The organism is Aliterella sp. E5.1 (assembly GCF_057473825.1).
The window spans coordinates 1-25451 of sequence record NZ_JBYCCV010000057.1 but is presented as its reverse complement, the minus strand read 5'-3'; the positions used below and the strand labels follow the sequence as shown (position 1 = coordinate 25451).

At 42.3% G+C, this 25451-nt stretch carries 28 protein-coding genes and 1 pseudogene; 13 read left to right on the top strand and 16 right to left on the bottom strand.

Annotated elements, in window-relative coordinates; translation table 11 throughout:
* Positions 1-191 precede the first annotated feature (191 nt).
* From AC2VE5_RS16695 to AC2VE5_RS16670, 6 genes are all read right to left on the bottom strand, one after another.
* Positions 192-353 carry a hypothetical protein gene (locus tag AC2VE5_RS16695; protein WP_486888852.1) on the bottom strand — a complete coding sequence of 54 codons (162 nt, stop codon included), beginning with the start codon at positions 351-353 and terminating at the stop codon, positions 192-194.
* A 76-nt stretch (positions 354-429) separates the two neighbouring features.
* Complete coding sequence (locus tag AC2VE5_RS16690; RefSeq protein ID WP_486888855.1) at positions 430-978, bottom strand: GNAT family N-acetyltransferase; 549 nt, start codon at positions 976-978, stop codon at positions 430-432.
* Positions 979-1058: 80 nt separating this feature from the next.
* Positions 1059-1577: a GNAT family N-acetyltransferase gene (locus AC2VE5_RS16685; protein WP_486888851.1), complete on the bottom strand. Its 519-nt coding sequence runs from the start codon at positions 1575-1577 to the stop codon at positions 1059-1061.
* Positions 1577-1864 (bottom strand): type II toxin-antitoxin system TacA family antitoxin, encoded by a 288-nt coding sequence (locus AC2VE5_RS16680; RefSeq protein ID WP_486888850.1) that lies wholly within the window; start codon positions 1862-1864, stop codon positions 1577-1579. Before AC2VE5_RS16680 ends, AC2VE5_RS16685 begins: the two co-directional genes overlap by 1 nt.
* 78 nt (positions 1865-1942) lie before the next feature.
* Positions 1943-2215: a DUF3143 domain-containing protein gene (locus tag AC2VE5_RS16675; RefSeq protein WP_486888849.1), complete on the bottom strand. Its 273-nt coding sequence runs from the start codon at positions 2213-2215 to the stop codon at positions 1943-1945.
* A 44-nt stretch (positions 2216-2259) separates the two neighbouring features.
* Entirely contained in the window at positions 2260-2802 is a 543-nt protein-coding gene (locus AC2VE5_RS16670) for a J domain-containing protein (protein ID WP_486888848.1), read from the bottom strand.
* 228 nt (positions 2803-3030) lie between these two features.
* On the opposite strand from AC2VE5_RS16670, the gene AC2VE5_RS16665 reads away from it, so the two are divergent.
* The 4 genes from AC2VE5_RS16665 (at position 3031) to AC2VE5_RS16650 (ending at position 4982) form a co-directional block, all read left to right on the top strand.
* Complete coding sequence (locus tag AC2VE5_RS16665; RefSeq protein WP_486888847.1) at positions 3031-3300, top strand: BrnT family toxin; 270 nt, start codon at positions 3031-3033, stop codon at positions 3298-3300.
* A complete protein-coding gene (locus AC2VE5_RS16660; protein ID WP_486888846.1) occupies positions 3269-3544 on the top strand; it encodes a BrnA antitoxin family protein in 276 nt (91 codons plus the stop codon). The genes AC2VE5_RS16665 and AC2VE5_RS16660 overlap by 32 nt, the downstream gene beginning before the upstream one ends.
* A gap of 294 nt (positions 3545-3838) precedes the next feature.
* A complete protein-coding gene (locus AC2VE5_RS16655) occupies positions 3839-4285 on the top strand; it encodes a hypothetical protein (protein ID WP_486888845.1) in 447 nt (148 codons plus the stop codon).
* A gap of 121 nt (positions 4286-4406) precedes the next feature.
* Positions 4407-4982, top strand: a complete 576-nt coding sequence (locus tag AC2VE5_RS16650) for a TetR/AcrR family transcriptional regulator (RefSeq protein WP_486888844.1) — start codon at positions 4407-4409, stop codon at positions 4980-4982.
* Positions 4983-5064: 82 nt separating this feature from the next.
* Here AC2VE5_RS16650 and AC2VE5_RS16645 read toward each other — a convergent pair whose 3' ends face one another.
* Positions 5065-5835, bottom strand: coding sequence for a pentapeptide repeat-containing protein (locus tag AC2VE5_RS16645; RefSeq protein WP_486888843.1), 771 nt, complete (start codon positions 5833-5835; stop codon positions 5065-5067).
* 172 nt (positions 5836-6007) lie between these two features.
* On the opposite strand from AC2VE5_RS16645, the gene AC2VE5_RS16640 reads away from it, so the two are divergent.
* Entirely contained in the window at positions 6008-6973 is a 966-nt protein-coding gene (locus tag AC2VE5_RS16640; protein WP_486888842.1) for an aldo/keto reductase, read from the top strand.
* A gap of 373 nt (positions 6974-7346) precedes the next feature.
* Here AC2VE5_RS16640 and AC2VE5_RS16635 read toward each other — a convergent pair whose 3' ends face one another.
* Positions 7347-8288 (bottom strand): alpha/beta fold hydrolase, encoded by a 942-nt coding sequence (locus AC2VE5_RS16635; protein WP_486888841.1) that lies wholly within the window; start codon positions 8286-8288, stop codon positions 7347-7349.
* Between the two features lie 70 nt (positions 8289-8358).
* Here AC2VE5_RS16635 and AC2VE5_RS16630 point away from each other — a divergent pair, with 70 nt between their 5' ends.
* The 6 genes from AC2VE5_RS16630 (at position 8359) to AC2VE5_RS16605 (ending at position 15464) form a co-directional block, all read left to right on the top strand.
* Positions 8359-9228 (top strand): shikimate dehydrogenase, encoded by an 870-nt coding sequence (locus tag AC2VE5_RS16630; RefSeq protein WP_486888854.1) that lies wholly within the window; start codon positions 8359-8361, stop codon positions 9226-9228.
* Positions 9229-9866: 638 nt separating this feature from the next.
* Positions 9867-12122, top strand: a complete 2256-nt coding sequence (locus tag AC2VE5_RS16625) for an ATP-binding protein (RefSeq protein ID WP_486888840.1) — start codon at positions 9867-9869, stop codon at positions 12120-12122.
* A 78-nt stretch (positions 12123-12200) separates the two neighbouring features.
* Positions 12201-13013: an ATP-dependent sacrificial sulfur transferase LarE gene (gene larE, locus AC2VE5_RS16620; protein WP_486888839.1), complete on the top strand. Its 813-nt coding sequence runs from the start codon at positions 12201-12203 to the stop codon at positions 13011-13013.
* Between the two features lie 73 nt (positions 13014-13086).
* On the top strand, positions 13087-13767 hold the full coding sequence (locus AC2VE5_RS16615; protein ID WP_486888838.1) for an SAM-dependent methyltransferase: 681 nt from the start codon (positions 13087-13089) through the stop codon (positions 13765-13767).
* 7 nt (positions 13768-13774) lie between these two features.
* Positions 13775-14419 carry a histidine phosphatase family protein gene (locus AC2VE5_RS16610; protein ID WP_486888836.1) on the top strand — a complete coding sequence of 215 codons (645 nt, stop codon included), beginning with the start codon at positions 13775-13777 and terminating at the stop codon, positions 14417-14419.
* Between the two features lie 4 nt (positions 14420-14423).
* Positions 14424-15464, top strand: coding sequence for a glucokinase (locus tag AC2VE5_RS16605; protein WP_486888835.1), 1041 nt, complete (start codon positions 14424-14426; stop codon positions 15462-15464).
* Positions 15465-15470: 6 nt separating this feature from the next.
* Here the strand turns inward: AC2VE5_RS16605 and AC2VE5_RS16600 are convergent, their stop codons facing one another.
* The 7 genes from AC2VE5_RS16600 to ispD all read right to left on the bottom strand — a co-directional run bounded on the left by AC2VE5_RS16600 (position 15471) and on the right by ispD (position 22527).
* Entirely contained in the window at positions 15471-16820 is a 1350-nt protein-coding gene (locus AC2VE5_RS16600) for a UDP-N-acetylmuramoyl-tripeptide--D-alanyl-D-alanine ligase (protein WP_486888853.1), read from the bottom strand.
* Between the two features lie 209 nt (positions 16821-17029).
* Complete coding sequence (locus AC2VE5_RS16595) at positions 17030-17617, bottom strand: PEP-CTERM sorting domain-containing protein (RefSeq protein WP_486888834.1); 588 nt, start codon at positions 17615-17617, stop codon at positions 17030-17032.
* 121 nt (positions 17618-17738) lie between these two features.
* The gene (locus AC2VE5_RS16590; protein ID WP_486888833.1) at positions 17739-19676 is read right to left on the bottom strand and encodes a PhoX family protein; all 1938 of its coding nucleotides are present in this window, start codon (positions 19674-19676) and stop codon (positions 17739-17741) included.
* A 179-nt stretch (positions 19677-19855) separates the two neighbouring features.
* The gene (locus AC2VE5_RS16585; RefSeq protein ID WP_486888832.1) at positions 19856-20350 is read right to left on the bottom strand and encodes a hypothetical protein; all 495 of its coding nucleotides are present in this window, start codon (positions 20348-20350) and stop codon (positions 19856-19858) included.
* A gap of 239 nt (positions 20351-20589) precedes the next feature.
* A complete protein-coding gene (locus AC2VE5_RS16580; RefSeq protein WP_486888831.1) occupies positions 20590-20751 on the bottom strand; it encodes a hypothetical protein in 162 nt (53 codons plus the stop codon).
* 153 nt (positions 20752-20904) lie between these two features.
* Positions 20905-21819 (bottom strand): histone deacetylase family protein, encoded by a 915-nt coding sequence (locus AC2VE5_RS16575; protein WP_486888830.1) that lies wholly within the window; start codon positions 21817-21819, stop codon positions 20905-20907.
* 12 nt (positions 21820-21831) lie between these two features.
* Positions 21832-22527 carry a 2-C-methyl-D-erythritol 4-phosphate cytidylyltransferase gene (gene ispD, locus AC2VE5_RS16570; RefSeq protein WP_486888829.1) on the bottom strand — a complete coding sequence of 232 codons (696 nt, stop codon included), beginning with the start codon at positions 22525-22527 and terminating at the stop codon, positions 21832-21834.
* Positions 22528-22627: 100 nt separating this feature from the next.
* Here ispD and AC2VE5_RS16565 point away from each other — a divergent pair, with 100 nt between their 5' ends.
* Positions 22628-23563, top strand: coding sequence for a glycosyltransferase family 9 protein (locus AC2VE5_RS16565; protein ID WP_486888828.1), 936 nt, complete (start codon positions 22628-22630; stop codon positions 23561-23563).
* 40 nt (positions 23564-23603) lie between these two features.
* Here AC2VE5_RS16565 and AC2VE5_RS16560 read toward each other — a convergent pair whose 3' ends face one another.
* Complete coding sequence (locus AC2VE5_RS16560) at positions 23604-23936, bottom strand: HAD family hydrolase (protein ID WP_486888827.1); 333 nt, start codon at positions 23934-23936, stop codon at positions 23604-23606.
* Between the two features lie 193 nt (positions 23937-24129).
* Between AC2VE5_RS16560 and AC2VE5_RS16555 the strand changes: the two are divergent.
* Positions 24130-25235: pseudogene (locus AC2VE5_RS16555) on the top strand (IS630 family transposase).
* Positions 25236-25451: the final 216 nt, after the last annotated feature.

The window sequence follows — 25451 nt, the reverse complement described above, 5'->3', positions numbered from 1 at the left end:
AAAAGCTTGTAATGTAAAGCTTTTAAACTTTATTTTCTCACATCAGACTTCCTTTGTAGTCATTTTGCCAAAATCCTGAGCTAAAGCAGGTTCTAGATTTTACTCTCCTGAAAGTGATAAAAGAGGGATAAAACAGGTGATGGAGATTGTTGCTCAGTCATAGTTAGTTCTAACTGAATAATTGTATTACTTTATACTTTAGCAACAGAATACCGCAGCATTTCTAAGATCCCAATAGGATCGCAACCATACAAACCTTCTCCCCATGCTGCATTTTGTTCAACTACATCCCATCCTCGCCCGTGCATTACACACCTACATTGATGGCTGTTGCTTGCGAGAGTTCGACTCATTCATCAGATAGCACCGTTTCAATGAAAGATAGAAAAGGTTTTCAAAAAACGATTTGATCAAAATTGTTGTAATGCTTTATAAAGCTGCAACCCTACGATAGGTATACTCGTCACTGAGATTTCCCTTAAAAAAGTCTACGGCTGCTTGATATTCTACTTGCTCAAAATTAAGCCTTTCTAGTAGCCGAATTGAGGCTTGATTGCGCGTATCTACTTGTGCTGTAAATTCAATTATTTCGTAATCATCAAACAACACCTGTAAAACTTTTTGACAAGCTTCGGTAGCGTATCCGTTATTCCAGAATCGGAAACCAAACACATAAGCAAAGTTGGCGATTCGATTTGATAATACAGAAGCTTCGACATGACCAACAAACTGTTCGGATGATTTGAGGCGCACTGCCCAGTTTAGCCATGCTTCCTCGCCGGTGGGAGACAAGCGCCGCTCTAATTTTTGGTAGCGCTGTTCTAACAATACCAAGGAAGCTGGCGGATCTTGAGGAATATAATCATAAATCTGCGAGTCTTGCAATATTGGGTAGAGCAAGGCAGCATGATATTGTTTAAGCGGTTCAAGCACAAGGCGTTGAGTTTGTAGAACCATCTCAGGATGAATTAGTTGCATTGCTGTCAAGAATGCGATCGCACTTTATAGTAAATAATGAAACATAGATAACATAAAGTTTAGGCAGTAACTAAAAGCTACTAGATACCAAGAGTTTGAAACAGGTTTTCTACAGATTTCATAGATAAGTAAAGCTTCAGAGGAGCTTGTTTAAATTGTTGGAACCCATACTTTAAATAAAAGCTCAACGCATTTTCATCCAACGCTTCTGCTATCATGGCTAGAGATGCAACTTGCGCCGATACATCTAGGGATTTTTTCAGCGCATCTATTAACAGTAATTCGCCAAATCCATTACCTTTTTGTCTATTGTCAACAGCGAGGCGACCTAATAATATAGCTGGTAATAATGGGTAACGAGGTAAGCGCTTTGCCAAAACCTCATCTAAGTCTTTAATTTCAATAGTGTATGAACAGAGCGTATAGTAAGCCAAAACATTAACATCAGGTTCGTTAATTAAGACAAATATAGTAGAGACTCGTCTCTTGAGATCCTGAGATGCTTGATTTTGGATGTAATTGTCTAAACTGTCTTTTCCACAGCAAAAGCCGGAGCGAATATGCCTACGACTCTCAAAAGGAGCAACTTTGAGAACCATTAAACTGACATTGCTTGCTTGTATCGTAAAGCAGCCGTTTTCAGAGCAGCATTAGGCTGTGGAGGATTAAGTAGTGCATCAGTAAAATTAACGCTGTCTTCAATACTAAGCTTGAGTGTTAAGTGCTGCTCAATGACTCTTTTTGCTTCTGCTTGAGAACTTGCAGCCACAAAATCTGTTAAAGTCCGACCTTCCAAATCTGCGGCTTTCTGCAAAAGAGCTTTAATTTCTGGACTGACACGCGCTTCTAGTCGTGCCATCGATTTTGGATTAGTCCCATTCGCCATATCAATAGAGTTGAGTTTTCTAATTTAATGCTATACGGCAAATTGCCGTATGTCAAAGCCAATGTATAAATCTATCGGTTAAGGACCAGCAAACACCGCCTGCTCTATATCTTGCCGACTTAAGGAATACTTAAAGGCGCGTTGGATATCTTGCTTTTGTTCCTCACCTTGAAAATAACGTACAGTTAGCTGATCGACATCTAGACAAAGTTCGGCTTTCCAATCAGCCTTTTGGATATGCCAGCAATGAGGCTCAGAACTATCTTGCTGACAGCCTTGACTAATTAGCCATTGCTCGATATTTGGCAAGGCATGGTTGTATAAAGGAGTATCGGCGTTGGGAAGCGACATAGGAAACTAAAACTTAATTGTGGTTAGAAAAAATATAGATATTTTTAGGAAAAATTACTCAGTGGTTGTAACGCAACATTTACAGCTATTGTAAACTGCTGCGTAACGATTTGTAACTCAATTGTTGATATTGGCTGCCAAGCTTTGTCGCCACGAATTAAGCCAATGGCGATCGCTAATATCAAACAACCAACAAATGTTAGCCCTAAAATAAATAAAGCAAATATTTCTCCTGCCGATAAAGGGCGATCAGTGGGATCGAGGTAAGCGGAGGATTTTGCTGATAAAGGGCGATCGTGGACGGAGCGATCTAAGTAAGACGGCGCTTGAATTACCGATGTTCGCGAATAGCCAATCAAATAATCGTAAGTTGTGCGTCGTTCGGGGTTGCTGAGAGTCGCGTAAGCCTGATTAAGCTCTTGAAACTTGGTAGTAGCGATTTCTGTTGATAATTTGGTAGTATCGGGGTGGTAGTGCTTGCTCAATTCTCGATAGGCGCGCCGAATTTCTATAACTGATGCGGAAGGATGCAGCCCTAGCAAGGAATAGTAACTGCTATCTTTTTGTGCGGCAGTATCTTCAATCATTACAGCTTTAATCGCCCTACACCAACAAATATATTTTACTGGCTAGTCATTGATTGGTTCAACGAGTATATTTACTAAATTTCATAAAAATATCTTTTGCCTAAACAGGCACTAACCCAAAATACCCATTTTTATAAGATCGCGATCGCCTAAAAATTTATCTATACTTTAGTTCAAGAATCGCTCTATGAAGTTATTGTAACTACATTTTGTCGTTACAATGAGAAAATGAAATTTGAGTGGGATGAGTCAAAACGGCTTTGTAACATTCGCAAACATGGAATCGATTTTTCAGATGTTCCAGCCGTTTTTGACGGCTCGATTGTAACAGTTGAAGACGATCGCTTTGACTACGGAGAACAGAGATTCGTGACTTTCGGTTTGCTTCAAGGACACGTTGTTGCAGTGGTTCATACAGAAAGCTATGACTACATTCGGATTATTTCTACAAGAAAAGCAACCAAAAATGAGCAAAAAACCTATTTCGAGCAAATCTGAAACAGACTGGCAACGGCTTGATACTATGACGGATGAAGATATCGATCTATCCGATTGCCCAGAAATTACACCAGAAAAGTTTGCTAAAGCAGTGGTGCGAAGCGGTTTACCTGTGGACAAGAATAAAGTACAAGTGACTCTGCGGATTGACCATGATGTGCTGGAGTGGTACAAGTCTCAAGGACGAGGCTATCAAACCCAGATTAATAGTTTGTTGCGGGCATATATGGAAGCTCATCATTGATTGCTTGACAGCAACGTAACATTTTACTTCACCTAAACAGATTATTATGGGCATCAGTTGTGTTCGCTCTGTATGATCGCATTTAGACTTTTGCGTGATCGCTAGTCGAATAACATCAAGATAAGCGAAAGTCTGAATTTTAAACTACTTCACTCAAAAGTTACTTGTAAAGTTATCTAGAAAAATAAGCTATTGCTTGCTTATATAACAATTACACTGTATAGTTGAGTCTAACTGTATAAGTAAGCGCTTGCTTATGTTGGATGTGAAGCTTTAGAAAATAGGAGCGTTGCCATGAATGAACATTTTGGTTCCGATACTTTAAAGACTCTAGGTGAGGCGATTCAAGAATTGCGCGCATCAGAGACTGAAGGCGATATAACAAGTAGAATGCCAGAAGAAGAAATACAATTAATCGACCAGCATGATGCCGTACACGTCTTGTTTAATTGCGGCACTTCTATTCGGGATGAAATTGCCGCCCACCTATGGATGACCTTTGCAACGACCGCAAAAATCAGTCAGATGCATCGTGTAGTTGCTAATCAAGAGCATCGCAATGTTTTATCTGGTGTTGGACACCTCAAATTAGTAGGTATTTGGGTTATCTCCCTTCCACGCATTATCAGCATCATCTTCAAGAGCTTACGCATGAAAAAGAGGTTAGCTGTTGAAGAACTTTCTAAGCTGAAAGAACAGCCCATAATTGAAATTCGCCGAGAACACGGCATTGTTTTGTGAACAAAAGAGTGTTTAATAAAGTGTCAATCTTTAAATAGTTAATTTTGCCTTTTGCACAAGATTTTCGTGCAAACACGCTCCGCAAACACACACGAACAACCTTAAACTGACTGTAAATTTAATGCCCCGCAATAAAACTGTTACAGATGAAAAAATCCTTGCTGTGGCGCGATCGCTCTTTCTCAAAGAGGGGGCAAAAGCTTCTACACGAACTCTCGCTAAAATAGCTGGGATCTCTGAGGCGGTTATTTTTCAGCGATTTAGTACGAAAGAAGATCTTTTCTTTGCTGCAATGGTGCTGCCGGAAGCGCAACTTGAGGTGATATTTAACGTTCAGCCCGGTCAAAAACAGGTCACTGTAAACCTTAAATTGGTGAGTTTGCAAATTGTTGACTACTTTCGGGAGGTGATGCCAGTTTTTCTATCACTCATTAGTCACCCGTCCTTCAATGTACAAACCTTTCTGAAACGTCATACCATGCCTGGGATGCAGCTTAATATAAAACTGACAGAATATCTAAATGCTGAAGCTCAGTTGGGGCGAATTCGCGCTGGCAATAATGCGGCGGCAGGACTCTTGCTTTCACACCTACACAACCTTGCGTTGTCTGAAAATATTGGCTCACATCAACCAATAGACACAGAAGGCGCTATCTCTGAGGCGATCGCGGCAATATGGATAGGCTTGGCTCCTTAATCAAGCAGCATTTTTAAGAAACCACAGTTTTTGGATAAATATAAATGAATTCAAATTTTATTCTGATTTCACCTCTTTCTAACTAAAATGGCAGAAACATTTTTATAGCAGCCGAGCCTAATAGTCCTAAAATATTCATAAAGTTACCTTTACTTTTTGGCTTGGCATCGCTTGGTAATGGAGCTTCTAACTCTTTGATAAATGCTTGCGCTGTCTGAGTTCCAGGAACATTACCTTGAGCTAAAAACAATTCATCAGCAACTCTAGCATCATCTCTAGCGCCTTTACGGTCTAACAATTGGTAACGTGCAACACCGCGGCCCATGTAGGCTAAGGCAAACTCTGGATCTATAGTCAAAGCTTGGTTAAAGTAATCAATCGCCCCTTGAGAGTCGCCTTTTTGCCCTTGAAGCATTCCCCAGCGATAAAAGTCTTCAGCTTTCCCGGCGGCTATGGGGATACCGATCGCACCTTGCAAGTGAGCTACATTTACATCAGCATCGCCAAAGCTGACATTGTACAAGTAAGCATCTCTAAAATCTGCCCCAGCTATTTGCGCTCCCCCTAACTTTGCACCCGTTAAATTGGCTCCAAATAAAGAAGCACCAACTAAGTTTGCACCCGTCAAATCGGCCCCACTCAAGTTTGCACGGCTCAAATTTGCTCCGCTTAAGTTAGCCCCCGTTAAATTTGCTCCCGATAAATTCGCCAAAACTAGCCCCGCACCACTTAAATCGCAGCTTTGACATTGTTTAGTTGCAAGCAACTGTCTGGTATGAGCAATGCTTTCTGATAAAGCTGGATGAGCAAAGTTAATTGTAGTAAGTACCGTAGCAGCAATAAAAAGTTTCATAAATGGGAGGTTTGGCAAAAGACAAGGCGCTAATTTTTGTAGAGTAACATTTAATATTTCAATTGACGATATTATGCCCCAAATCATTTTAATAGGCGACTTAAGACAGATTAATTTAATTTTTGCTCGATATATTAAAGGAAAGTAACAATAGCCTATTTTTAACTTAGTTATGGAAATGCGCCGTTTAGGTAAATCGAATTTACAAATTAGCCCGATTTTGATGGGAACTTGGCAAGCTGGGAAAAGAATGTGGGTGGGAATTTCCGATCAGGAGACAACCAAAGCAATTAGAGCCGCTTTTGATGCGGGAATTACTACCATTGATACAGCAGAAGTTTATGGTGAGGGGCATTCAGAGCAAATTGTCGCTCAGGCTTTGTCTGACGTAAGAGAGCAGGCAGTTTATGCTACTAAAGTTTTTGCCAATCATTTGAAATACGACCAAGTAATCGAAGCTTGCGATCGCTCTATGGCAAATCTGCAAACTGATTATATCGATCTATATCAAATTCATTGGCCCAGTGGCACTTTTAATAGCGAAATTGTCCCTATTGAAGAAACGATGAGGGCTTTGACGGCGTTACAAGAGCAAGGTAAAATTCGCGCTATTGGGGTTTCCAATTTTTCCCGCTCTCAATTAGAAGAAGCCTCTCAGTACGGGCGAATTGACAGCATCCAGCCGCCTTACTCACTGTTTTGGCGACAGGTAGAGAAGGATATCGTATCTTATTGCATTGAAAATGAAATTTCTATTCTTGCTTACTCGTCTTTGGCGCAAGGATTGTTGACGGGTAAGTTTGCCGCCGATCATAAATTTGAGGCGGAAGATAACCGTGCTAAAAACAAGCTTTTTCAAGGAGAAAATTACCAAAGAGCGCAAGCTGCGTTGACAAAACTGCGTCCCATTGCCGATCGCTATCAAACTACTTTAGGTAATTTGGCTCTTTCTTGGCTAATTGCTCAACCTCAAACTAATGCAATTGTCGGCGCAAGAGATACTAAGCAAGCTGTCGCTAATGCTCAAGCCGCAAATATTAAACTTGCTCCTGAAGAACTCCAAGAAATTGATGCAATTGGACGCACTGTTACTGACCACTTAGACGATAATCCGGTCATGTGGAACTTTGCCGCCTAAACGGGATGCGATCGTGTTGAGAAGTTTCAAAAGTGTTGAATTTTAGTAAACTTACCGTTGCTAAAACAAAAAGCAGTGATAAATTAAGTAGTAGGACGCAAAAAGCTAAAAACGGCAAACCAAAAAAGGCGCTCAACCTAGTGTCCCCTGTTAGAGAGCCAAACTTGTAATCAATCCAAGCATAGGGTTAGTGGCGAAAAGCTTGAACAAAGTAAGAGCCAAACTCAGGTCTAGAAAGATGCGGCTGTGCTGGAGTTACGAGAACGTGTAAACTTTAGTTATTTCTCCACTTTATTTGTTAACTGCCCTGAATAAATTGAATCCCGAAATTTGAGGGGTCTTGTCATAAGCGGATAAGACCCCTTAAATTTGTTTAGGCTACATCGGGAAAAGACAAGATCCAGGATTTTAAAAGTGAATTTACTTGCTCTGGAACTTCATCATGGGGACAATGACCAGCCCGCAAGAAGTATTCTGTCAGATTGGGGCAGTATTGGCGAAATTTAGGCGATCGCTCTTTGGCATTCATCCAAGGATCTCCTTCTCCCCACAGCATCAGTAAAGGACACTTCAACTGGCTGAGCAATATATCGACTTTTTCGCCTCCAGGATTACTAAAAATTGCTGCAAATACTTGGGCTGCACCAGCATCACAGGAAGGGCGATAAATTTCTTCTACTAATTGGTCGGTAACAGCGCTTTTGTCTAAATAAACTCTTTCTAGAGTTTGGCGAATTACCCAAGGCTGGCGCACGTATTGAAATAATATAAACCGCGCCAAGGGTTGGGCGAAAATCCATTTAGCCGCCTCGCCTAAAAACTTTTGCCACACTTCGGGCTGTTTGGGCGGTTGTACTTCCGCTTGCAAAGCATCGGGTTCAGATGATGAATCTGCTTCAGAAAATGGTCCCGCACTATTGAGCAATACTACCCCGGCGGCAGCATCCGGTCGCTGGGCGGCTACACACAAACAAGCATAGCCGCCAAGAGAATTGCCTGCTAATACCGTAGGTTGACCAATAACTTCGGTAATAAATTCGTACAACTGATCTCGCCACAAGTCGGCGTTATAAGACATTTGAGGTTTTGCTGAACGCCCAAACCCCAATAAATCGATTGCCCATACTTCAAAATCTGTTTGCAATTGAGCAATATTTTTGCGCCAGTGGTCGGTAGAAGCCCCAAACCCATGTACTAATAATAATGGTGGGCGTTGTATCTTTTCTCCCGCCTTGACATAATAAATTGAATGTCCGCGCCACTGCCAATATTTACCGGGAGGTGGAGTAGTAGAGACGGCTGGTGTTGCCTGCATAATTTAATTAAAAATAATGTTAAGTTACTTTAATAATTCTAACGAGCGATCGCTAAGTACAGCACCGATTATGTCGCAAGTAATTACTGGAAAAACTAAGCTATTGGGTGTAATTGGGTATCCTGTAGAACATTCCTTATCGCCGATTATGCACAATGCTGCGATCGCGCATTTGGGTTTAGATTACGTTTATCTACCGCTAAGAGTGCATCCAGACAATTTACAAGCGGCGCTTTCTGGGTTTGCGGCAATCGATCTAGTTGGTTTTAATATTACAATTCCCCATAAACAAGCAATTAAGCCCTTAATTGCGGAAATATCCCCCACTGCTAAAGCAATTGGCGCTATAAATACAGTCTGGCGGACAAGTAGCGGTACTTGGGCGGGTACGAATACTGATGTCGAAGGTTTTATTGCTCCTTTGCAGACTTATAACCAAGATTGGAGCCAAAAAACTGCCGTGGTTTTAGGCAATGGTGGCGCAGCGCGGGCGGTAGTAGCAGGTTTCGCTCAATTAGGCTTTGGGGAAACTTATGTAGTGGGGAGAAATGCGACAAAGTTAGCCGAATTTATTGATAGTTGGGGTAATACGCCTTTAGCGACAAGATTGTTAGTGCGTAATTGGGATAAGTTACCGTTACTAATTCCCCAAGCCAATGTAATTATCAATACAACTCCCATCGGGATGTATCCTAACGTCGGCGAGTCGCCATTGAGTAATGAAGAAATGGCACTATTAGCAACAGATGCGATCGCCTACGATTTAATTTATACTCCTAGTCCCACCAAATTTTTACAACAAGCACAAGCAAAGGGTGCGACTGCTATTGATGGCTTAGAAATGCTCGTGCAACAAGGAGCCGCAGCTTTAGCAATTTGGTTGCAGCAACCCGCACCCCTTGATGTCATGCGTCAGGCGCTGCAAAGCTATCTTACTTAAAATTCGAAAGATAGGACGCATCAGAGCAAGGATGGATACGCACAACCTGGATGTTATTTACCCCATCGCGTACCTGAGAGCATTTTATTACCGACTTTGTAGACCAATATCTAGATCCAATTCCCTTAGATCGAGATGGATTAGCACAGATTCGTATAGACAAACCAAATTTTTTATCCTACATTTCATTGCAGCTACTTACTTAATGGAAACATTGATAGATAAAAACTAGCTCAAGACTGATGATTTTTAAAGTTAAACGTAAAGTCGAGGGTTAATAATTCTCTGTATCTCCTTATTTAGCTGCTGTAGTTTTCGCAAACATAATTGAAGAATGTTACTAGGCAAGGTCGATTGAAGCAGCTATTATATATTCAAGCAGTAGCTCGATCTTCTTACTTATAATTCGCTTCATGCTAAAAATTATTTTATACACAACAACTGTCCAAATAGATACATAAAAACTAAGCTACCTTTAAAAAATACTTATCGCCAACCATAGCTATAAAACCTAAAATCTCGCAAGAATAGAGTTTAGGGAAGTAAAATAAAATTATAAATAATCCTATTCATCAATAAAGATAATTCTATTTTGAGCGCCAAACAATTTTTGCTAATATTTTAGACGTAGTCAAATAATGGACGATTTAGATTACTCTCAAGCTGGCTTTTGGCAAGAATTGCCAACCAAACTACCTCTATATCTATTGATTGTAGAAGATTCACCCACCGATGTAGAATTAGTGACGCTTGTTTTAGAAAAAGCCAACATACCGTTTTCTTATGACTCTACCGATAGCTTAGAAGGTTGTAAAAAACTGCTACAAGCGAATACTTATGATGCGGTGCTGGCAGATTATCGTTTGCCTCAGTTTACGGCTTACCACGTGTTAAAAACTTTACAACAATTGGTCCAAGAAATTCCCCTGATTTTGGTTACTGGTAGTTTGGGAGAAGAAGCCGCCGTTGATTGTATCAAAGCTGGAATGACAGATTACGTACTTAAAGATCGGTTATTTCGTTTGCCAGTAGTATTAAAGCGATCGCTGCGAGAATTTGCGATGCGTCGTCAGCAACAAGCCGCTATAGCGCAGATAGAACAAAGAGCCAAGCAAGAAGCAATTATCAATCAGATCGTGCAAGCAATGCGCGGTACGTTGATAGTAGATAAAATGCTGCAAACCACAGCAGATATGTTGCATTTGAATTTAGATGTCAACTGCTGCCTAATATTTCAACCCGATGCCCAAGGGGAGATGTGGATTTATCATGTTAGCGAAGCTACCGTAGCTAAGGAAGATTTTATCGATCGCAAATGCGGTGTGTACCCCCACTATCAAAATAAATTGAAGCTAGGTGAAATAATAGCTTTGTCAACTATTGATAATACTGTAGCTCCAGAGGTTTATGAATTTGCCCTAGCAGAAGGAATCCACTCTTTGATGATTGCGCCTTTACTGCACCAACATACGGAGCTAGGCGGAATTATTTTACTACAACGCGATCGCCCCCGTCAGTGGAGTGAAAATGAAATATGGCTAATTAAAACCATCGCCGATCGTTGCGCGATCTCGATTCACCAAGCTAAGTTGTTTCGCCGACTGCAAGATAAAGCCGCTAGAGAACAAACTTTAAATCAAATCGCTAGAACGATTAATTCTAGCCTCGATCCAGAATTTATTTTACAAAAAATAGTTCAATTAACTGGTGAATACTTTAAGGTAGACCGCGTAGTTATTTTTTGTATTAACTTAGAAACAGAGCAAATTTCTGTTCGTAGTGAATGGAGAGCAAACGCAGAAGTTGTATGTATACAAGGATTTCAAGAGCCAATATGGGAATGGCTCAATCTATTGGAGCCTATAGATCGATCGAAGCGTTACCAAGTTTTACACGCACATACAGATAAAGCAAAAGCTGAACTTTTGGATAAGGAAGTAGCCCTGATTGAGCAAGGAAAAATTCTTTCTATCCTCAAAACACCTATTTATATTCGGGGTAAGTTTTTCGGTGGTATAAGTTTGCATACAACCACCAAACCCAGAGTATTTAGTCAAAAAGAAATCGACCTATTAAAACAAATTGCCGATCAAGCCGCGATCGCCCTCTATAACGCTCAAAGCTACGAAATGCTTGAAGAATTAGTTAGGGAGCGGACTCAGGAATTAGAACAGGAGAAATTAGTTTCTGAAGCAGCTAATTTGGCTAAAAGTGACTTTTTAAGTAATATGAGTCACGAATTGAGAACGCCCTTAACTGGCATACTAGGTTTTTCTAATATATTGCTGCAACAAATTTTTGGACCGCTAAACGCCAAACAAAAACAATATCTAGAAGGAATTGATAGTTGCGGCAGCCACTTATTAGAATTAATCAATGACTTATTAGATTTATCTAAGGTAGAAGCTGGGAAAGAAGAATTAATAATGGAACAAATCGCGATAGAGGAGCTTTGTCAAAGCTGTTTATCCTTGTTTCGCGATCGCTGTTTGCAACAAAACTTGCAGTTAAAAATTTCAATGCTTACTGATGTAAAAAATTGGGTAGGCGATCGCCGGAGAATTAAGCAAATACTCGTAAACTTACTATCTAATGCCGTCAAATTTACAGAATCTGGCTCGATAACGTTGCAAATAGAAAAAAGTGGAGATACTTTAAACTTATCAGTGATAGATACGGGTATTGGGATTAACCAAATAGAGCAATCAACCTTATTTCAACCATTCCAGCAACTAGATAGCGGTTTAAATCTTAGATATCAAGGGACGGGGTTAGGTTTAGCTTTGTCACGCAAATTAGCTCGACTGCATGGAGGAGATATTACTTTGCGATCGCAAGTAGGAATCGGAAGTTGTTTTACGTTGCAACTACCAATTTCGTCACAATTGCCGTAAAGCTTGGCGAAAGAAGACTAGAAGCTTTGTTTGGAAAATCTTTAAAATAAATGTATGGCGATCTTAAGTAAATGAAAAATGCAACAAAAAATTGAGCAACTAAAAAGTTTATTTGCTGAGATGGAGCAAGCAATTATTGCTTACTCTGGTGGCGTTGATAGTGCTTTGGTTGCCAAAATTGCTTACGACACATTGGGAAGTCGCGCCCTAGCTGTAACGGCGGCTTCTCCTTCGTTGCTTCCTGAAGAATTGGAAGACGCTTGCATTCAAGCGGCGGAAATTGGCATTGCTCATCAAGTAGTTCAAACCCACGAAATGGACAATCCCAATTATCGCGCCAATCCAGTCAATCGCTGCTATTTTTGTAAAAGCGAGTTGCACGATACCCTCAAACCTCTAGCACAAAAACTCGGTTATCTTTATGTAGTAGATGGGGTAAACGCGGATGATTTGCAAGATTATCGCCCAGGAATCGCCGCCGCCAAAGAAAGAGGAGCGCGATCGCCTTTGGCAGAATTGGGAATTACAAAGTTTGAAGTGCGGCAAATCTCCCAGATTTTAGGCTTATCTTGGTGGGATAAACCCGCTCAACCTTGTCTTAGCTCCCGTTTTCCCTATGGTGAAGAAATTACAATTGCTAAATTGCAGCGTGTAGGGAGAGCGGAAGTATATTTGCGGAAGTTGGGGTTTAATAATTTAAGAGTGCGATCGCAAGAAGATACGGCAAAAATTGAACTAGCACCAGAGCAAATTAAGGATTTTGTCACCAAGTGTGACTTACAGGAAGTCGTGGCGGCTTTTCAAAGTTATGGTTTTATGTACGTGACTTTAGACTTGGAAGGCTATCGCAGTGGCAAATTAAACCAAGTTTTAACTTCTAGCATTGCATAGTACAATGTAATACATTGTAATTGCCAGTTGAGATAATTGTAGGGGTATATCCCCGCTACGGAGTTATAAACAAATGGGTTTTAAGCTAAATAAAATTATTCCTTGGGGACGCTCCATAAAGGAATATATTGGGATGTTTCATCTAACACCTGATGAACTTAATTTAGCAATTCTTGATTGTGCGGGTGGTCCCGCTAGTTTTAATGCCCAAATGACCCATCAAGGATATAAAGTCATATCTTGCGATCCAATCTATCAATTTAGCCCTGATGAGATTAATGGGCGGATTCAAGAAACTTATCAAATACTTATTGATGGGTTAAAAGCAAATTTAGCTAACTATGTTTGGCAAAATATTGAGTCACCCGAACAACTGGGCAAAATTAGAATGGAGGCAATGAATCAGTTTCTAGATGATTTCCCCATCGGATTGCAGCAAGGACGTTATGTATTAGATGAATTGCCTAATTTATCTTTTAACGATAAGCAATTCGATTTAGCCTTGTGTTCTCACTTATTATTTACTTACTCAGAGCATTTATCGATGGATTTTCACTTAAGTTCTATTAAAGAATTATGCCGAGTTGCTCAAGAAGTACGCATATTTCCCTTGTTAAATGTCTCTGGAGAGCAATCGAGCTTACTCTTACAAGTCTTGCAGGAGTTGCAAAAAGACGGTTACAAAGCAGAAATACAACAAGTTGATTACGAATTTCAAAAAGGCGGCAATAAATTATTAAGTGTAAGTTCGTAGAACAATAATGACTCAAACTATTTGGATTGCTAGACACGCCAACCGCCTAGATTTTGTGAACCCCGATTGGTTTCTTACTGCCGAAAGACGCTACGATCCCCCGCTTTCAGATGATGGCATTGTGCAAGCATCGCAGCTAGCTCAACGCTTAAAACAAGAGAATATTAAAGCTATTTTTTCCTCGCCATTTCTACGCACAATCCAAACAGCAAATCAAGTAGCAGAAGTCTTAAACTTGCCGATTAAACTTGAATCAGGACTAAGTGAGTGGCTAAACCCCCAGTGGATGAGCGAAACCCCGGAAAAAATGCCAATGGAAGATTTGATAGCTTTATTTCCTCGGATTGATACTAACTATATCTCGCGCGTTATTGCTCAATATCCCGAAATTGGAGAAACAGCATTTTTGAGAGCAGGAGAAACAGCAAGAAAACTAGCAGAGGAATTTTCCGAAGATATATTACTAGTAGGACACGGTGCATCGGTACTCGGTGCAACAATGGGATTAGTCGGTGAAGTCGCCAAAACGGAAATTAATGCTGCTTTGTGTTGCTTAATTAAAGTTGTGCGCCTCGATCCACATTGGGTGTTGGAATTAAATGGAGATACCTCCCACCTTGCCCAAGTAGAAGAAGTAATCCGGTTTAATTAGCATCATGAACTTATTGTTGGCGGGAGATATAGGCGGGACTAAGACCGTTTTGCGGCTAGTCGAAGCATCAGACGCAGCAGTTTTGCTGACTTTGTACGAGGAGCGTTACCGCAGCCGAGATTTTAGCGATTTAGTACCCATGGTGCAGCAGTTTCTCGCTACCGCCGCCGAAAAACTAGGAGATTCATCGCCACCAGCGAGGGCGTGTTTTGCGATCGCCGGACCCGTTGTCAACAATACGGTAAAGCTAACTAATTTGACTTGGTTTCTAGATACCAAACGTTTAGAGGAAGCCTTGGGCATTGAGCGCATTGCCTTGATAAATGACTTTGAAGCTGTGGGACATGGCATTTTAGGTTTAGAGGCTTCAGACTTGTATTCTTTGCAAAGCGGTAACTTACAACCCATTGCTCCGATTGCCGTAATTGGTGCGGGGACGGGTTTGGGTGAAGGTTTTTTAATTAAAAATGGAGACAGTTATCGAGTTTTTGGTTCCGAAGGTGGACACGCGGACTTTGCACCCCGCTCGGAGTTGGAATTTCAGCTATTAAGATACTTGTTAGATAAGCACGATATTCCGAGCGTTTCTATCGAGCGAGTTGTTTCTGGTCAAGGAATTATCGCGATTTATCAGTTTTTGCGCGATTGGAATTTTACCAGCGAGTCACCGAGTATTGGGCAAATTGTCCGCACTTGGGAACAAGAGGCAGGTAGAGGAGAGCGAAGCGTAGATCCGGCGGCAGTTATTGCCCAAGCAGCATTAGAAAAACGCGATCGCATTTGCGAACAAGCTATGCAAATTTTTGTCGAAGCTTACGGCGCAGAGGCGGGAAACTTAGCTCTAAAGCTATTGCCCTACGGAGGTTTGTATGTGGCTGGAGGGATTGCAGCTAAAATTTTGCCTTTATTTGAAGATGGTTCTTTTCTCCATGCTTTTACTCATAAAGGGCGAGTAAGTTCGCTGCTAAAAAGCGTCCCCGTGTATATTATTCTCAATCCTCAAGTCGGACTAATTGGGGCAGCAATGCACGCCGTGAAGTTGTGATAGTTGTTAGTTGCGGTATTCGCTGCGAAATTGATTAACTACTCGATCGAGTCCCACAGAATGGGATGCTTTGAAAAGTAAGCGATCGCCCTTTTGTACAAATTCATGCAGTCGATTGACTAATTCGGCATGAGTGGTAAAACATTCCACCGCTAAAGGCATTGCTGCTGTTGCCATTGCTTGAGCATCCGCACCATCAACTAAAACAAGTATTGTATCTAAGTTTAGCTGCTTTGCTTTTGCTCCTACTTGGGTGTGAAATTCTATCGAGACTTCGCCCAATTCTTTCATTGCTCCTAATACGGCAATCTTTCTTTTACCTGGGGTTTGGGCTAATAGTTGCAAAGCCGCAAGCATTGATTCAAGTCCAGCGTTGTAGGTTTCATCCAATAACACAACGTCGCCTGCCAATTCGTAACGCTGACTCCGCCCCGCAGGCATATTTACGATTAAGTTTGCCGCACTTAGCGCCCAATCAATTTTTAAAGCTTCAGCGACAGCTAAAGCAGCCAGGAAGTTAGAGGCGTTGTGCGTACCTGCTAAAGGTAATTTTAACGGTAGGTTTTTGACACTAATAGTTTCGTTATCGAGCAATTGCCCTTGGAAGTCTCCGCTTCCTAAACCATAGGTAATAGTTTTGCCTTGCCAAACTTGGGCAGAGGTAGTCATTAAGCGTTGATTGTCAGCGTTAAGAATCGCCATACTATCCTTGGGCATCTCGGCTAATAATTCACACTTGGCAGAAGCGATCGCATCTTCCGATCCCAATCGCCCTATGTGCGCTGTGCCGACATTGGTAATTACCCCAACTGTTGGACTTGCTATTTGAGTTAGTAAAGCAATTTCGCCCTTTGCCCGCATTGCCATTTCAATCACGGCAAATTGATGTTCATAGCCTAGTTCTAGTAAGGTTTTGGATACGCCAATTTCGTTGTTGTAGTTTGCTTGCGTTTTCAAGACTTTGCCTTGAACTTCCAAAACTGCGGCAATTAATTCTTTAGTCGTAGTTTTGCCTACGGAACCCGTTATGCCAATTACAGGGATAGAAAACTGTTTGCGCCACCACTGGGCGATTTGCTGGTATGCCTGGAGGGTATCTTTGACTTGTAATAGTGGTAAGTCGGGGCTTGCATAATCATCGGTGACAATTGCCGCGATCGCCCCTGATGCGATCGCTTTTTTTACAAATTGATGTCCGTCAAATTTTTCGCCACGTAAGGCAACAAACACATCTCCTGGCTTGATGTTGCGAGTATCGGTGGTAATGCTAGTAGCCGTTGCTACCGCGTCAGCTAGATTTATGGGCTTGGCTGCTAAAATTTCTACAAGTTGGGCAAGAGTGGCACTACAAGGCATAGTTCGCGTCAAAAATTCCTAATTTCCTCGTGTTATTGTCTCAGGAATCTGTGTCTTTGGCTTCTCTATAAAAAACTCCCACCCATTTCTTTTCTTGAACGTATTGCCAGTCCCGAAACTTAGTAAACCTATGTGCAAAAATACTTTTTGCACATAGGTCGGGGCAAGGTCAACGATTAATGGTGTTATGTTTCAACTGTCAGCACAATTTAAGATAGAAATCCTTTCTGCTTGCGACGCTTAAGGGCAGCGGCACTAATACCGACTAGGGTGATTAAACCTAAAATGCTGTCAGGTTCAGGAACAACGACAGGATCTGAAACTCTAATTCTTCCGAGAGTTGAATCGAAATTCCCTTCGGAGAAGGATTCAACGTTGTCAACATAAGAAATCGCATATAAATATTCTAAGTCTAGAACTTCATTTCCAGAACCGGAAGTGAAGGCTCCCTGGTCAAGTCCATCCTCATCTAAAGGCTGATTGAGTCTACCATCCACGTAGAAACTTGGATTAAAGTCTGTTGTCGCGCCGATTTCTCCAGAAGAAAAGGAAAATGCAGGTACGACATCATTCCCGCTCCAGTTCCAGAGCCAGGATGTCATTTCATCAGCCGATACGATTCCGTCTTGAGCATCCTTGCGATCAGCAACAAACTTTCCAGAAATAGAACCGCCATCTTCTTCCCACCAGCCGCTATATTCAACATCCCAAGCAAGGAGTGCAGCATTAGCAGGAGCAGCTAGTGTTGCTAAACCTAAACTTAAACCGATTCCTACAGCAAGAGCAAAGCGTTTCATAAAATCACCTAGTTAATGAACATTGTGGAATTGGTTGACGGGGTGTAATCACCCTTTAGAAAAACGAATTCTTTGGCATTGGGCTTACTTGTGTTCAGAAGCCCAGTGCCACACCGACGACCTAAGAACCGATGATGCCGCCATCCTTTTTAGTGATGACAATGGTCGCGTCACGGGGTATTTTGCCGCTACCTTGTGGTGCTGGGAAGTTTGTCGCGCTTGGATCTCCATTACCCGGATGCTGAATGTTAATAAACATTGTCCGGCGATCAGGGGTTACAGTAACGCCAGTCACTTCAGAATCTGTTACACCCGAAAATATCCGGCAAATTTCACCAGTAGTTGGGTCAGCAACGAGCATCTGGTCATTCAGCTGTACACCATTGACTGTTGGTTGACTTCCGTCAGTCTGAATAAACAGCCGTCCATCGGGATCAGCCCAAAGACCATCCGGGCTACCAAAGGCACTTTTCTCAATGTCGTGGGTATCTTTGGCGAGAACAAAGATATCCCAAGTAAAAGTAGTGCCGATGTGGTTGTTGCTGTCCCGCCACTTGATAATGTGTCCATAGATGTTTTTTACCAACGGATTAGCGGCATTAACCCGTTTGCGCTCAGTTTCCAATGGGGTATCATCGGCATCAGCAACTCCGCGTTGACTATTGTTCGTGAGGTTACAATAGACATCGCCATTAGGAGCAGCAGCAATCCACTCTGGACGATCCATGGGCGTGGCACCTACTGTGTCGGCAGCCATGCGGGTGTAGGTAAGCAACTCAGCTTGATCGGCAAATTTGGCTTTAAGGGCTGGGTTATTAATGGTGAGTTCGAGCCAGTTGCCTGTGCCGTCGTCGTTAAACTTGGCGACGTAGAGCTTACCTTGATCTAAGGGGCTGATGCCGCGTGCTTGCATTGATCGCCAGTTGCTGTCTGAAACGAACTTGTAAATGTAGTCAAAGCGTTCGTCATCGCCCATGTAAACCACTGCACGACCGCCTTGCCCAACTACGAGTTCTGCGTTTTCGTGCTTAATGCGTCCCAGCGCGGTTCGCTTAACGGGTATCTGAGAACCATTCATGGGATCAATTTCGACCACCCAACCGAAGCGGTTTTCTTCGTTGGTATAACTAGAGTTAGAAAGATCAAAGCGCGGGTCAAATTTTTCCCAGCCATAGCCAGAACCCTCTTCACTAAAGCCATAGCGCTCTTGTGCTTCTGTAGCTGTCCACGCACCAGTTGCAGCGAAGTACCCGTTGAAGTTCTCTTCACAAGTGAGGTAGGTTCCCCAGGGGGTGTAGCCATTGGCGCAGTTGTTGACCGTACCCAGTGGAGGATTATTCTTAGGTGTTTTCAGCAGTTTACTATTGGCTGCAGGTCCGCTGAAGGTTACTGGTGTGTTGACGTGGATGCGGCGAGCGTTAGAACTGCGAACCGTTTGCCATTTGCCGTTCACCTTTTTGATCTCAACTACTGCAACACCATGAGCGTGTTGAGAAAGGAGTACGTCTTCGAGGCTCTCTGGTGCCTCTTTACCCAGCACATGCTCGTTGCCGCCAAATTCGTGGTTAATTGCAAGCATCCCGTGATCGTTACCGTTGCCGATGGGGAAGAACCACATGCCGTCGTGACCAATTCCCACTTGCTGGTCTTGCTGGGCGGCAGTCGGTCGTGTATTTGGATTCCCGTTGTAGGTTGGACCACCCGGTTGGATCGGGGTACCCCAAGGGATCAGCACATCAAACTGGTAAGCTGATGAAATGCTGGGTACAGGTCCCGTAGCATTGGCGGCAGCAAGGGGTGGGAAGTTGATTAAGCTGCTGCCTTTACCCTGGGCGATCGCCATACCAGAGTCTTGCGCTACAATATTGCTCGTACCCTGAGATGTACCATTATTGACACCCTGAGCAAAAAGTTTGTTACCAGCCATCGCTGCTAGAAAGCCGGTCGCTGATAGCGCAGTTCCACGAGCAATTACATTGCGCCGCGACATTCTGACCCGGAGAACGTCCTCAAAGGAACGATTTCTCGATCTGTTACTGCTTCCGTTATCGTGAATCACCTGTGTTCTCCTCTCAATATTAAACGTGTCATCGGTAAATGCGAACTAAGAATTATCCGGTTTTGAAACTAAAATACGACTAGCACCCCCAACTCAAAACCCAGAGCTTTTCCCTTACGAAAAACTATATTTCTGGACTGATAAAAGATTTGCCAACCATTGGAGTCATGAATCCAAAATCAATCCAATTTATTGAGATATTTCTGGGCTTCCTCTCCCGTCAGATGACCTGAATCGTAAGCTTTATCGATTTGATAGGAGCGAGCAAAATTGTTCCTACCCGCAGACCTAATCGGCTTCGGTACCACCATTTCTGCCTGTTCATGTCGCTTTAGCAGTGCGTACGACGCACTGTACCTGGTCCAGGAACTTACCTGGGGATTTCCTTGCCACTGAGATAGAGAAACTGTTGTTGTCAGAATTGGGATAATTTCACCCTGGTGATGGGCGATCGCCACTACTTGAATGCTCGAAAGGTCAGCATTTTGCGTAAATTGACGATGAATGGCTTCACTAACCATCAATTCTGTCTGTGAGATCAAATCGTTATACACAGGTTGACTATACACAGGCACATTAATAACAACATTTTGAGTTTCTGCATAAGCAGGTTGATACCTCCCACACAGGAACCCAACAATACATATGACTGCTACCAAATGTTGGCAAGTCAATATTTTTTGAACCACACAATTGGGAATCTATTTGTAAATTAATTCAGCAGGGAAAAATCAATCAAAGCTATTATAAGGCTTGTGATTTATGACCTCCTTGCTCACATTACAACGACTTCCTTATGTAAAGATGAAAAGAAGGTTAAATCGGGTTTAATTAAATTTTAGAAAAATGCAAAATTTTTAAATTTATAGCCCGAGATGCTAAGAAAAATTACTTATAAGCAACTTTTGGGTAATTAGTTAAACCACTTAGTTTTAAACGGATTAGGATTGCCTTGCTCAATTGTCTCAATTACTGATAAACCAATGTAAGAAGTGGCAATTAATAACACTAGAGAAAGTAAATAAGCATTGGTGAGCAATCGTAGCGCTGTTTCCATCAAAATGTAGGTAGTCATTGCTTGGTGTTCTCTCTTTCTATGCTGTAGCTGGTGTTACTATACTTCTCCACAATCTGGGGGTTAAATTCCACCGAGAAATCACTCAACTTCAGCTTTGTAACAATATATTACACCTGTAATTGCACGGGGTAACAAAAAAAAGAGACATTTTTAAGCTAAACACTGTTCCACAGTTGCAACGACAGACTGTGATAGCGCCTCTAAGTCATAGCCACCCTCAAGTCCAAAGACAATTTTTCGAGTTATTTGCAAGCAGTAGTTTGTCAAGGTTTTGTAATCTTGAGGTTGCAAATCGATATTTGCTAAAGGATCGGCAGCATTTGCATCATAACCTGCACTCACAATGAATAAGTCAGGTTGGAAGTCAAAGAAGAAAGGAATTACAGCTTGTTCAAATAGCGGTTGATAATCGTAAATCGTACTTCCTGCAAGTACAGGTAGATTTAAGACATTTTTGTAAGCACCTTGTTCGGCGGCGCTACCTGTACCTGGATAGAAAGGAAATTGATGCAAAGAGCAGTAGGCAATTTGGGAATTGTTTTCGACAATTGCTTGCGTGCCATTGCCGTGATGTACATCCCAATCTAAAATGCCAACTTTGTTAATACCTGGTTGTTTGAGTGCGTAGTTAGCAGAAACCGCCGCATTGGAAAATAAACAAAAACCCATACCTTGACTTTTTTCGGCATGATGTCCGGGAGGACGCGCTAATACAAAAGCTGGGTTGTGGGTAGTTAATACGCTATCTACCCCATCTAGCCACGCACTAACCGCGAGTAAAGCCACATCGTAACTATCAGGGGAAACGGGAGTATCGGGATCGAGATAACCGCCGCCGTTGCGAGCTAAATGTTCAATAGTGTTGATATGTGCTGCCGTATGGACTTGGTTTATAGAGGTTATTACTCGTTCATTTACGGGAGTGGGAGACTTCCACTCTAATTGATGGGCAAAATTAGCAGATTTTAGGGCAGAAGCGATCGCAATTAATCTTTCGGGTTTTTCGGGGTGAAATCTACCAGTTTTGTGTTTGAGAAATTCATCGGAGTAGATAATTGGCAGCATAGAAGTGAAAACTTAGGTGCTTTTAACGTTATAGCGCTGGGCAAGGATAAATTCAGCGATCGCTAAGTCTACCGGAGTAGTAATTTTTAAGTTTGTTTCTTCGCCTTCAACTATTTGTACGGGCAATCCGCATCTTTCAAATAAAGCCGCGTCGTCCGTAACTTCCCAACCTTGAGCCAAACCTCGCTCGTGGCATTGTTTTAGTAGCTTGACATCAAAAGCTTGAGGAGTTTGCGCCGCCCACAATTGCCGCCTATCGGGGGTACTTTGAATAAGTCTATTTTCATCTACTACTTTGATTGTGTCTTTGACTGTCACTGCGGCAATTAACCCTGGACAATGAGCGATCGCTGCGGCGCACCGATCGAGTAATTCGGGCGTAGCCAAACACCGAGCGCCATCGTGAATTAATACTTGTTCTGCGGTAGCTGGTAGCGCCTGCAAGCCGTTGTAAACCGATTCTTGACGTGTTGTACCGCCATAGATTATTTTCACTTCTGTAGTCACTGGTAGCTCGGATAGAATTTCTTTGATATATTCCTCATCGCTTGGTTGAGCAATAATCCCGATCCAATCAATACTCCGAGCAGCCTCTGCTGCTATTATTGTCCAGGCAAGTAGAGGCTGAGAGCGTAAGGTTAGTAGTAGTTTGTTGCCCCTAGTTCCCATCCGTCGCCCCATTCCGGCGGCGGGAATTAACAAATACATTTTTCTTTCATAAATAACAACTGCTGACGATTTACATCTATTGTTTCAAATAAGTAGTAGTTCTCCTAAAATGGGGAGCGAGTAATAGTAAAGAAATATTATGCGAATAGTAGCCTTAGTGCCTGGCAAAATTGGCGATCAAATTTTATTTTTTCCTACCCTGGACGATCTAAAAAGAGTTTATCCTGACGCGCAGATAGATGTAGTAGTCGAACCGGGTGCAAAAGCTGCCTATCGAGTATGTAAGTCCGTCCAAAATGCGATCGCTTTTGATTTTAAAGATCGCAATAGCCTAGCAGATTGGGGAAATTTAATTGGGTTGCTGCGCGATCGCGAATACGATATTGCTATTTCTCCTAAACGGCAATCTTTACCTAATTTGTTGCTATGGCTAACAGGGATTCCTACCCGTATTGGCTACAAAGGCAAAGGCTCAATTTTCTTAACTGCTGCCGTAACCCAGAAGTTTCAACAGCCTCCGGCAGCGAAGTATCACGATTTGCTGCAAGGTTTGGGTATAAATTCTCCAGTCCCCGAAATAAATATCAATGTACCTTCCTCTGATATTACTTGGTCAGAAACAGAACAAAAACGCCTAGGTATTGGCGAAAGCGGCTATGTGGCAATTTACGATCATCAATCTCCAAGTAGCGAGTCAACTTATCCAGTAGCTTCTTGGCAGCAAATCGTCCAAAGTTTGCAGGAAAAACAACCAAATTTACCTGTAGTAATAATTAAAGACTCTGATAACGAGTCGTTTGTCAAGTCAATGCTGGGGGCTTTTCCCAATCTGAAAGTAACGTCTCCCGAAGATACAGGCAAATTAGCCGCAACGATCGCCTCTGCCAACTTGCTAGTGTGTACCGATAGCGCGCCGATGTATTTAGCTTTAGCAGTGCAAACTTATACTATTGCTTTACTTGAGACGGAGCCAGAAAACTTTTTGCAAAGCGATCGCTTGGTAGAAGTTACTTCTCCTACAGGCAAAATAGCTGATATTTCTCCCCAAACTGCGATCCAGCGTATTTGGGGATAGTAGGGATGGAAGTAGACGCGATCGCGTCTACTTTTTAGGATTATTCTAGTAGCGCCCAAAGTCGCAAATCGGTAAAATCTGATAATACCAGTTTTGCGCCAATTTGCGCTAGGTTATCTGGCGCGTGGGTGGAGGCAATGCCTACAGTAAAAATGCCTGCATCTACAGCAGAACGAATACCAGAAGGCGAATCTTCAAAGGCAATAGCCCCGCCAGGAGATAAGTCTAGCTGTTCTAAAGCAACCCGATAAGGAGTTGGATCGGGTTTGCCAATGGCGACATCTTCGCCCAACACTACCGTAGCAAAAGTAGTTTCTAATCCTAATACTTCAAGATTAAATTGCGTATTTTTGCGCGGTGCATTTGTTACCAAAGCTAATTTAAGCTCCTGTATTTTTGCCCAAGCAAATTTTCTAACCCTGCTAAAGGTTTTATATTCTTCGCTAAAAGCCGATAATTTGCTTCTTTTTCCTCAATAAAGTCCTCTGATTTGCTAGGAGAAAAATGAGGTAATATCATGTCCGTATAATAGATTATGATAAAGGTAGAGAGTAAAAGTATGACTCATGCCGAAACGGATTGGGGTAGCGGAACATTCAAGTGTTGCCCAACTAGAACAGCTTTATAAACAGGCGAGTGGTGGGGTAGAAAGCCGTAAAGCTCGCCGGTGGAAGCTTCCACCCGGCAGACTTTACGTCAGTATCAAATTATCTGGCTATTAGCACAAGGGAAAAAAACTGAGGAAGTCGAGGAAATAACAGGTTACAGCAGGACATGGATTTATGCCTTAGTTAAAAGATACTGGCGTACGAGGCATTGAAGGATTGGGGGACTTTCGCCACCAAAATAAGGGAGCCTCGCCGCTAATTGACGATGTACAGCAAGCACAGTTATGGCAAGTTCTACAAGGAAAAGCGCCAGACGGAGGACTATGGAATGGTCGCAAAGTTGCAGACTGGCTAACAGCTTTGACTGGGCGACAAATTAGTCGGCAAAGGGGATGGGAAATACTACGCCAGATGACGTTTAGACTACGAGTGCCTTTTGGCCATCTCACACCCAAAGTGACGAAACAGAGCAAATTGCTTGGAAAAAAAACTAGCAACTGAAGTCAGCGAACTCCAAACTACTTATCCCGAAGCAGAAATTCAATTGTGGTGGGTTTGGTGAACATCGCTGAGGTCTCAAGCCAATTTTAAGACGAATTTATGTACCGGAGGGAGAAACCCCTATTGCCAATGTTAATTGGCGATACCAGTGGTTATGGTTGTATGCCTTTGTTCATCCTAGAACTGGTGAAACTAAGGCGTGGATTCTACCGTATGTAAATACAGAATTGTTTAATAAAGTTTTAGCAGATTTTGCCGCTCAATTTAACTTAGGTGCTAACAAACACATTCTGTTAGTTGTGGACAGGGCGGGGTGGCACATCAGTCGTGGTTTAAAGATTCCTTTAGGGCTGCATTTGACCTTTTTACCTCCCTATTCACCAGAACTACAGCCTGCCGAACGATTATGGACTTTAGTTGATGAACCGATTGCTAATCAATCTTTTGAAACCTTAGATGATTTAGAAGCAGTTTTATTTCACCGATGCCAATCTTTGCTTCCACAGCAAGAGTTGATTCGAGGGCTAACAGGTTTTCATTGGTGGACTAAAATTGGAGCCTAGCTGTAAGTTATTTGACGGTCATGATATAACAAGTAGATGCGCCCTGGTCCTACGGGTATAATTTGGTTGGGATTAAGCTGTGGTAAGCCTTAATCAAACATTTGTAAACTGGGTAGCCGTCAGTGATGTAAAGAAAGCATTCCCAGCCGCGTAAAATTAACCATAACTGCCAAAAGGTCGCGGCACTACGAGCTCCTAAAACCAAAGCTAAGATTC

Coding starts and splice junctions, on each gene's coding strand:
- AC2VE5_RS16695 (WP_486888852.1), bottom strand. CDS start 353: ATGAGTCGAACTCTCGCAAGCAACAGCCATCAATGTAGGTGTGTAATG.
- AC2VE5_RS16640 (WP_486888842.1), top strand. CDS start 6,008: ATGGAAATGCGCCGTTTAGGTAAATCGAATTTACAAATTAGCCCGATT.
- AC2VE5_RS16655 (WP_486888845.1), top strand. CDS start 3,839: ATGAATGAACATTTTGGTTCCGATACTTTAAAGACTCTAGGTGAGGCG.
- AC2VE5_RS16630 (WP_486888854.1), top strand. CDS start 8,359: ATGTCGCAAGTAATTACTGGAAAAACTAAGCTATTGGGTGTAATTGGG.
- larE (WP_486888839.1), top strand. CDS start 12,201: ATGCAACAAAAAATTGAGCAACTAAAAAGTTTATTTGCTGAGATGGAG.
- AC2VE5_RS16645 (WP_486888843.1), bottom strand. CDS start 5,835: ATGAAACTTTTTATTGCTGCTACGGTACTTACTACAATTAACTTTGCT.
- AC2VE5_RS16650 (WP_486888844.1), top strand. CDS start 4,407: ATGCCCCGCAATAAAACTGTTACAGATGAAAAAATCCTTGCTGTGGCG.
- AC2VE5_RS16635 (WP_486888841.1), bottom strand. CDS start 8,288: ATGCAGGCAACACCAGCCGTCTCTACTACTCCACCTCCCGGTAAATAT.
- AC2VE5_RS16625 (WP_486888840.1), top strand. CDS start 9,867: ATGGACGATTTAGATTACTCTCAAGCTGGCTTTTGGCAAGAATTGCCA.
- AC2VE5_RS16615 (WP_486888838.1), top strand. CDS start 13,087: ATGGGTTTTAAGCTAAATAAAATTATTCCTTGGGGACGCTCCATAAAG.
- AC2VE5_RS16565 (WP_486888828.1), top strand. CDS start 22,628: ATGCGAATAGTAGCCTTAGTGCCTGGCAAAATTGGCGATCAAATTTTA.
- AC2VE5_RS16690 (WP_486888855.1), bottom strand. CDS start 978: ATGCAACTAATTCATCCTGAGATGGTTCTACAAACTCAACGCCTTGTG.
- AC2VE5_RS16660 (WP_486888846.1), top strand. CDS start 3,269: ATGAGCAAAAAACCTATTTCGAGCAAATCTGAAACAGACTGGCAACGG.
- AC2VE5_RS16665 (WP_486888847.1), top strand. CDS start 3,031: ATGAAATTTGAGTGGGATGAGTCAAAACGGCTTTGTAACATTCGCAAA.
- ispD (WP_486888829.1), bottom strand. CDS start 22,527: ATGTATTTGTTAATTCCCGCCGCCGGAATGGGGCGACGGATGGGAACT.
- AC2VE5_RS16600 (WP_486888853.1), bottom strand. CDS start 16,820: ATGCCTTGTAGTGCCACTCTTGCCCAACTTGTAGAAATTTTAGCAGCC.
- AC2VE5_RS16580 (WP_486888831.1), bottom strand. CDS start 20,751: ATGACTACCTACATTTTGATGGAAACAGCGCTACGATTGCTCACCAAT.
- AC2VE5_RS16610 (WP_486888836.1), top strand. CDS start 13,775: ATGACTCAAACTATTTGGATTGCTAGACACGCCAACCGCCTAGATTTT.
- AC2VE5_RS16680 (WP_486888850.1), bottom strand. CDS start 1,864: ATGGCGAATGGGACTAATCCAAAATCGATGGCACGACTAGAAGCGCGT.
- AC2VE5_RS16670 (WP_486888848.1), bottom strand. CDS start 2,802: ATGATTGAAGATACTGCCGCACAAAAAGATAGCAGTTACTATTCCTTG.
- AC2VE5_RS16575 (WP_486888830.1), bottom strand. CDS start 21,819: ATGCTGCCAATTATCTACTCCGATGAATTTCTCAAACACAAAACTGGT.
- AC2VE5_RS16595 (WP_486888834.1), bottom strand. CDS start 17,617: ATGAAACGCTTTGCTCTTGCTGTAGGAATCGGTTTAAGTTTAGGTTTA.
- AC2VE5_RS16605 (WP_486888835.1), top strand. CDS start 14,424: ATGAACTTATTGTTGGCGGGAGATATAGGCGGGACTAAGACCGTTTTG.
- AC2VE5_RS16675 (WP_486888849.1), bottom strand. CDS start 2,215: ATGTCGCTTCCCAACGCCGATACTCCTTTATACAACCATGCCTTGCCA.
- AC2VE5_RS16685 (WP_486888851.1), bottom strand. CDS start 1,577: ATGGTTCTCAAAGTTGCTCCTTTTGAGAGTCGTAGGCATATTCGCTCC.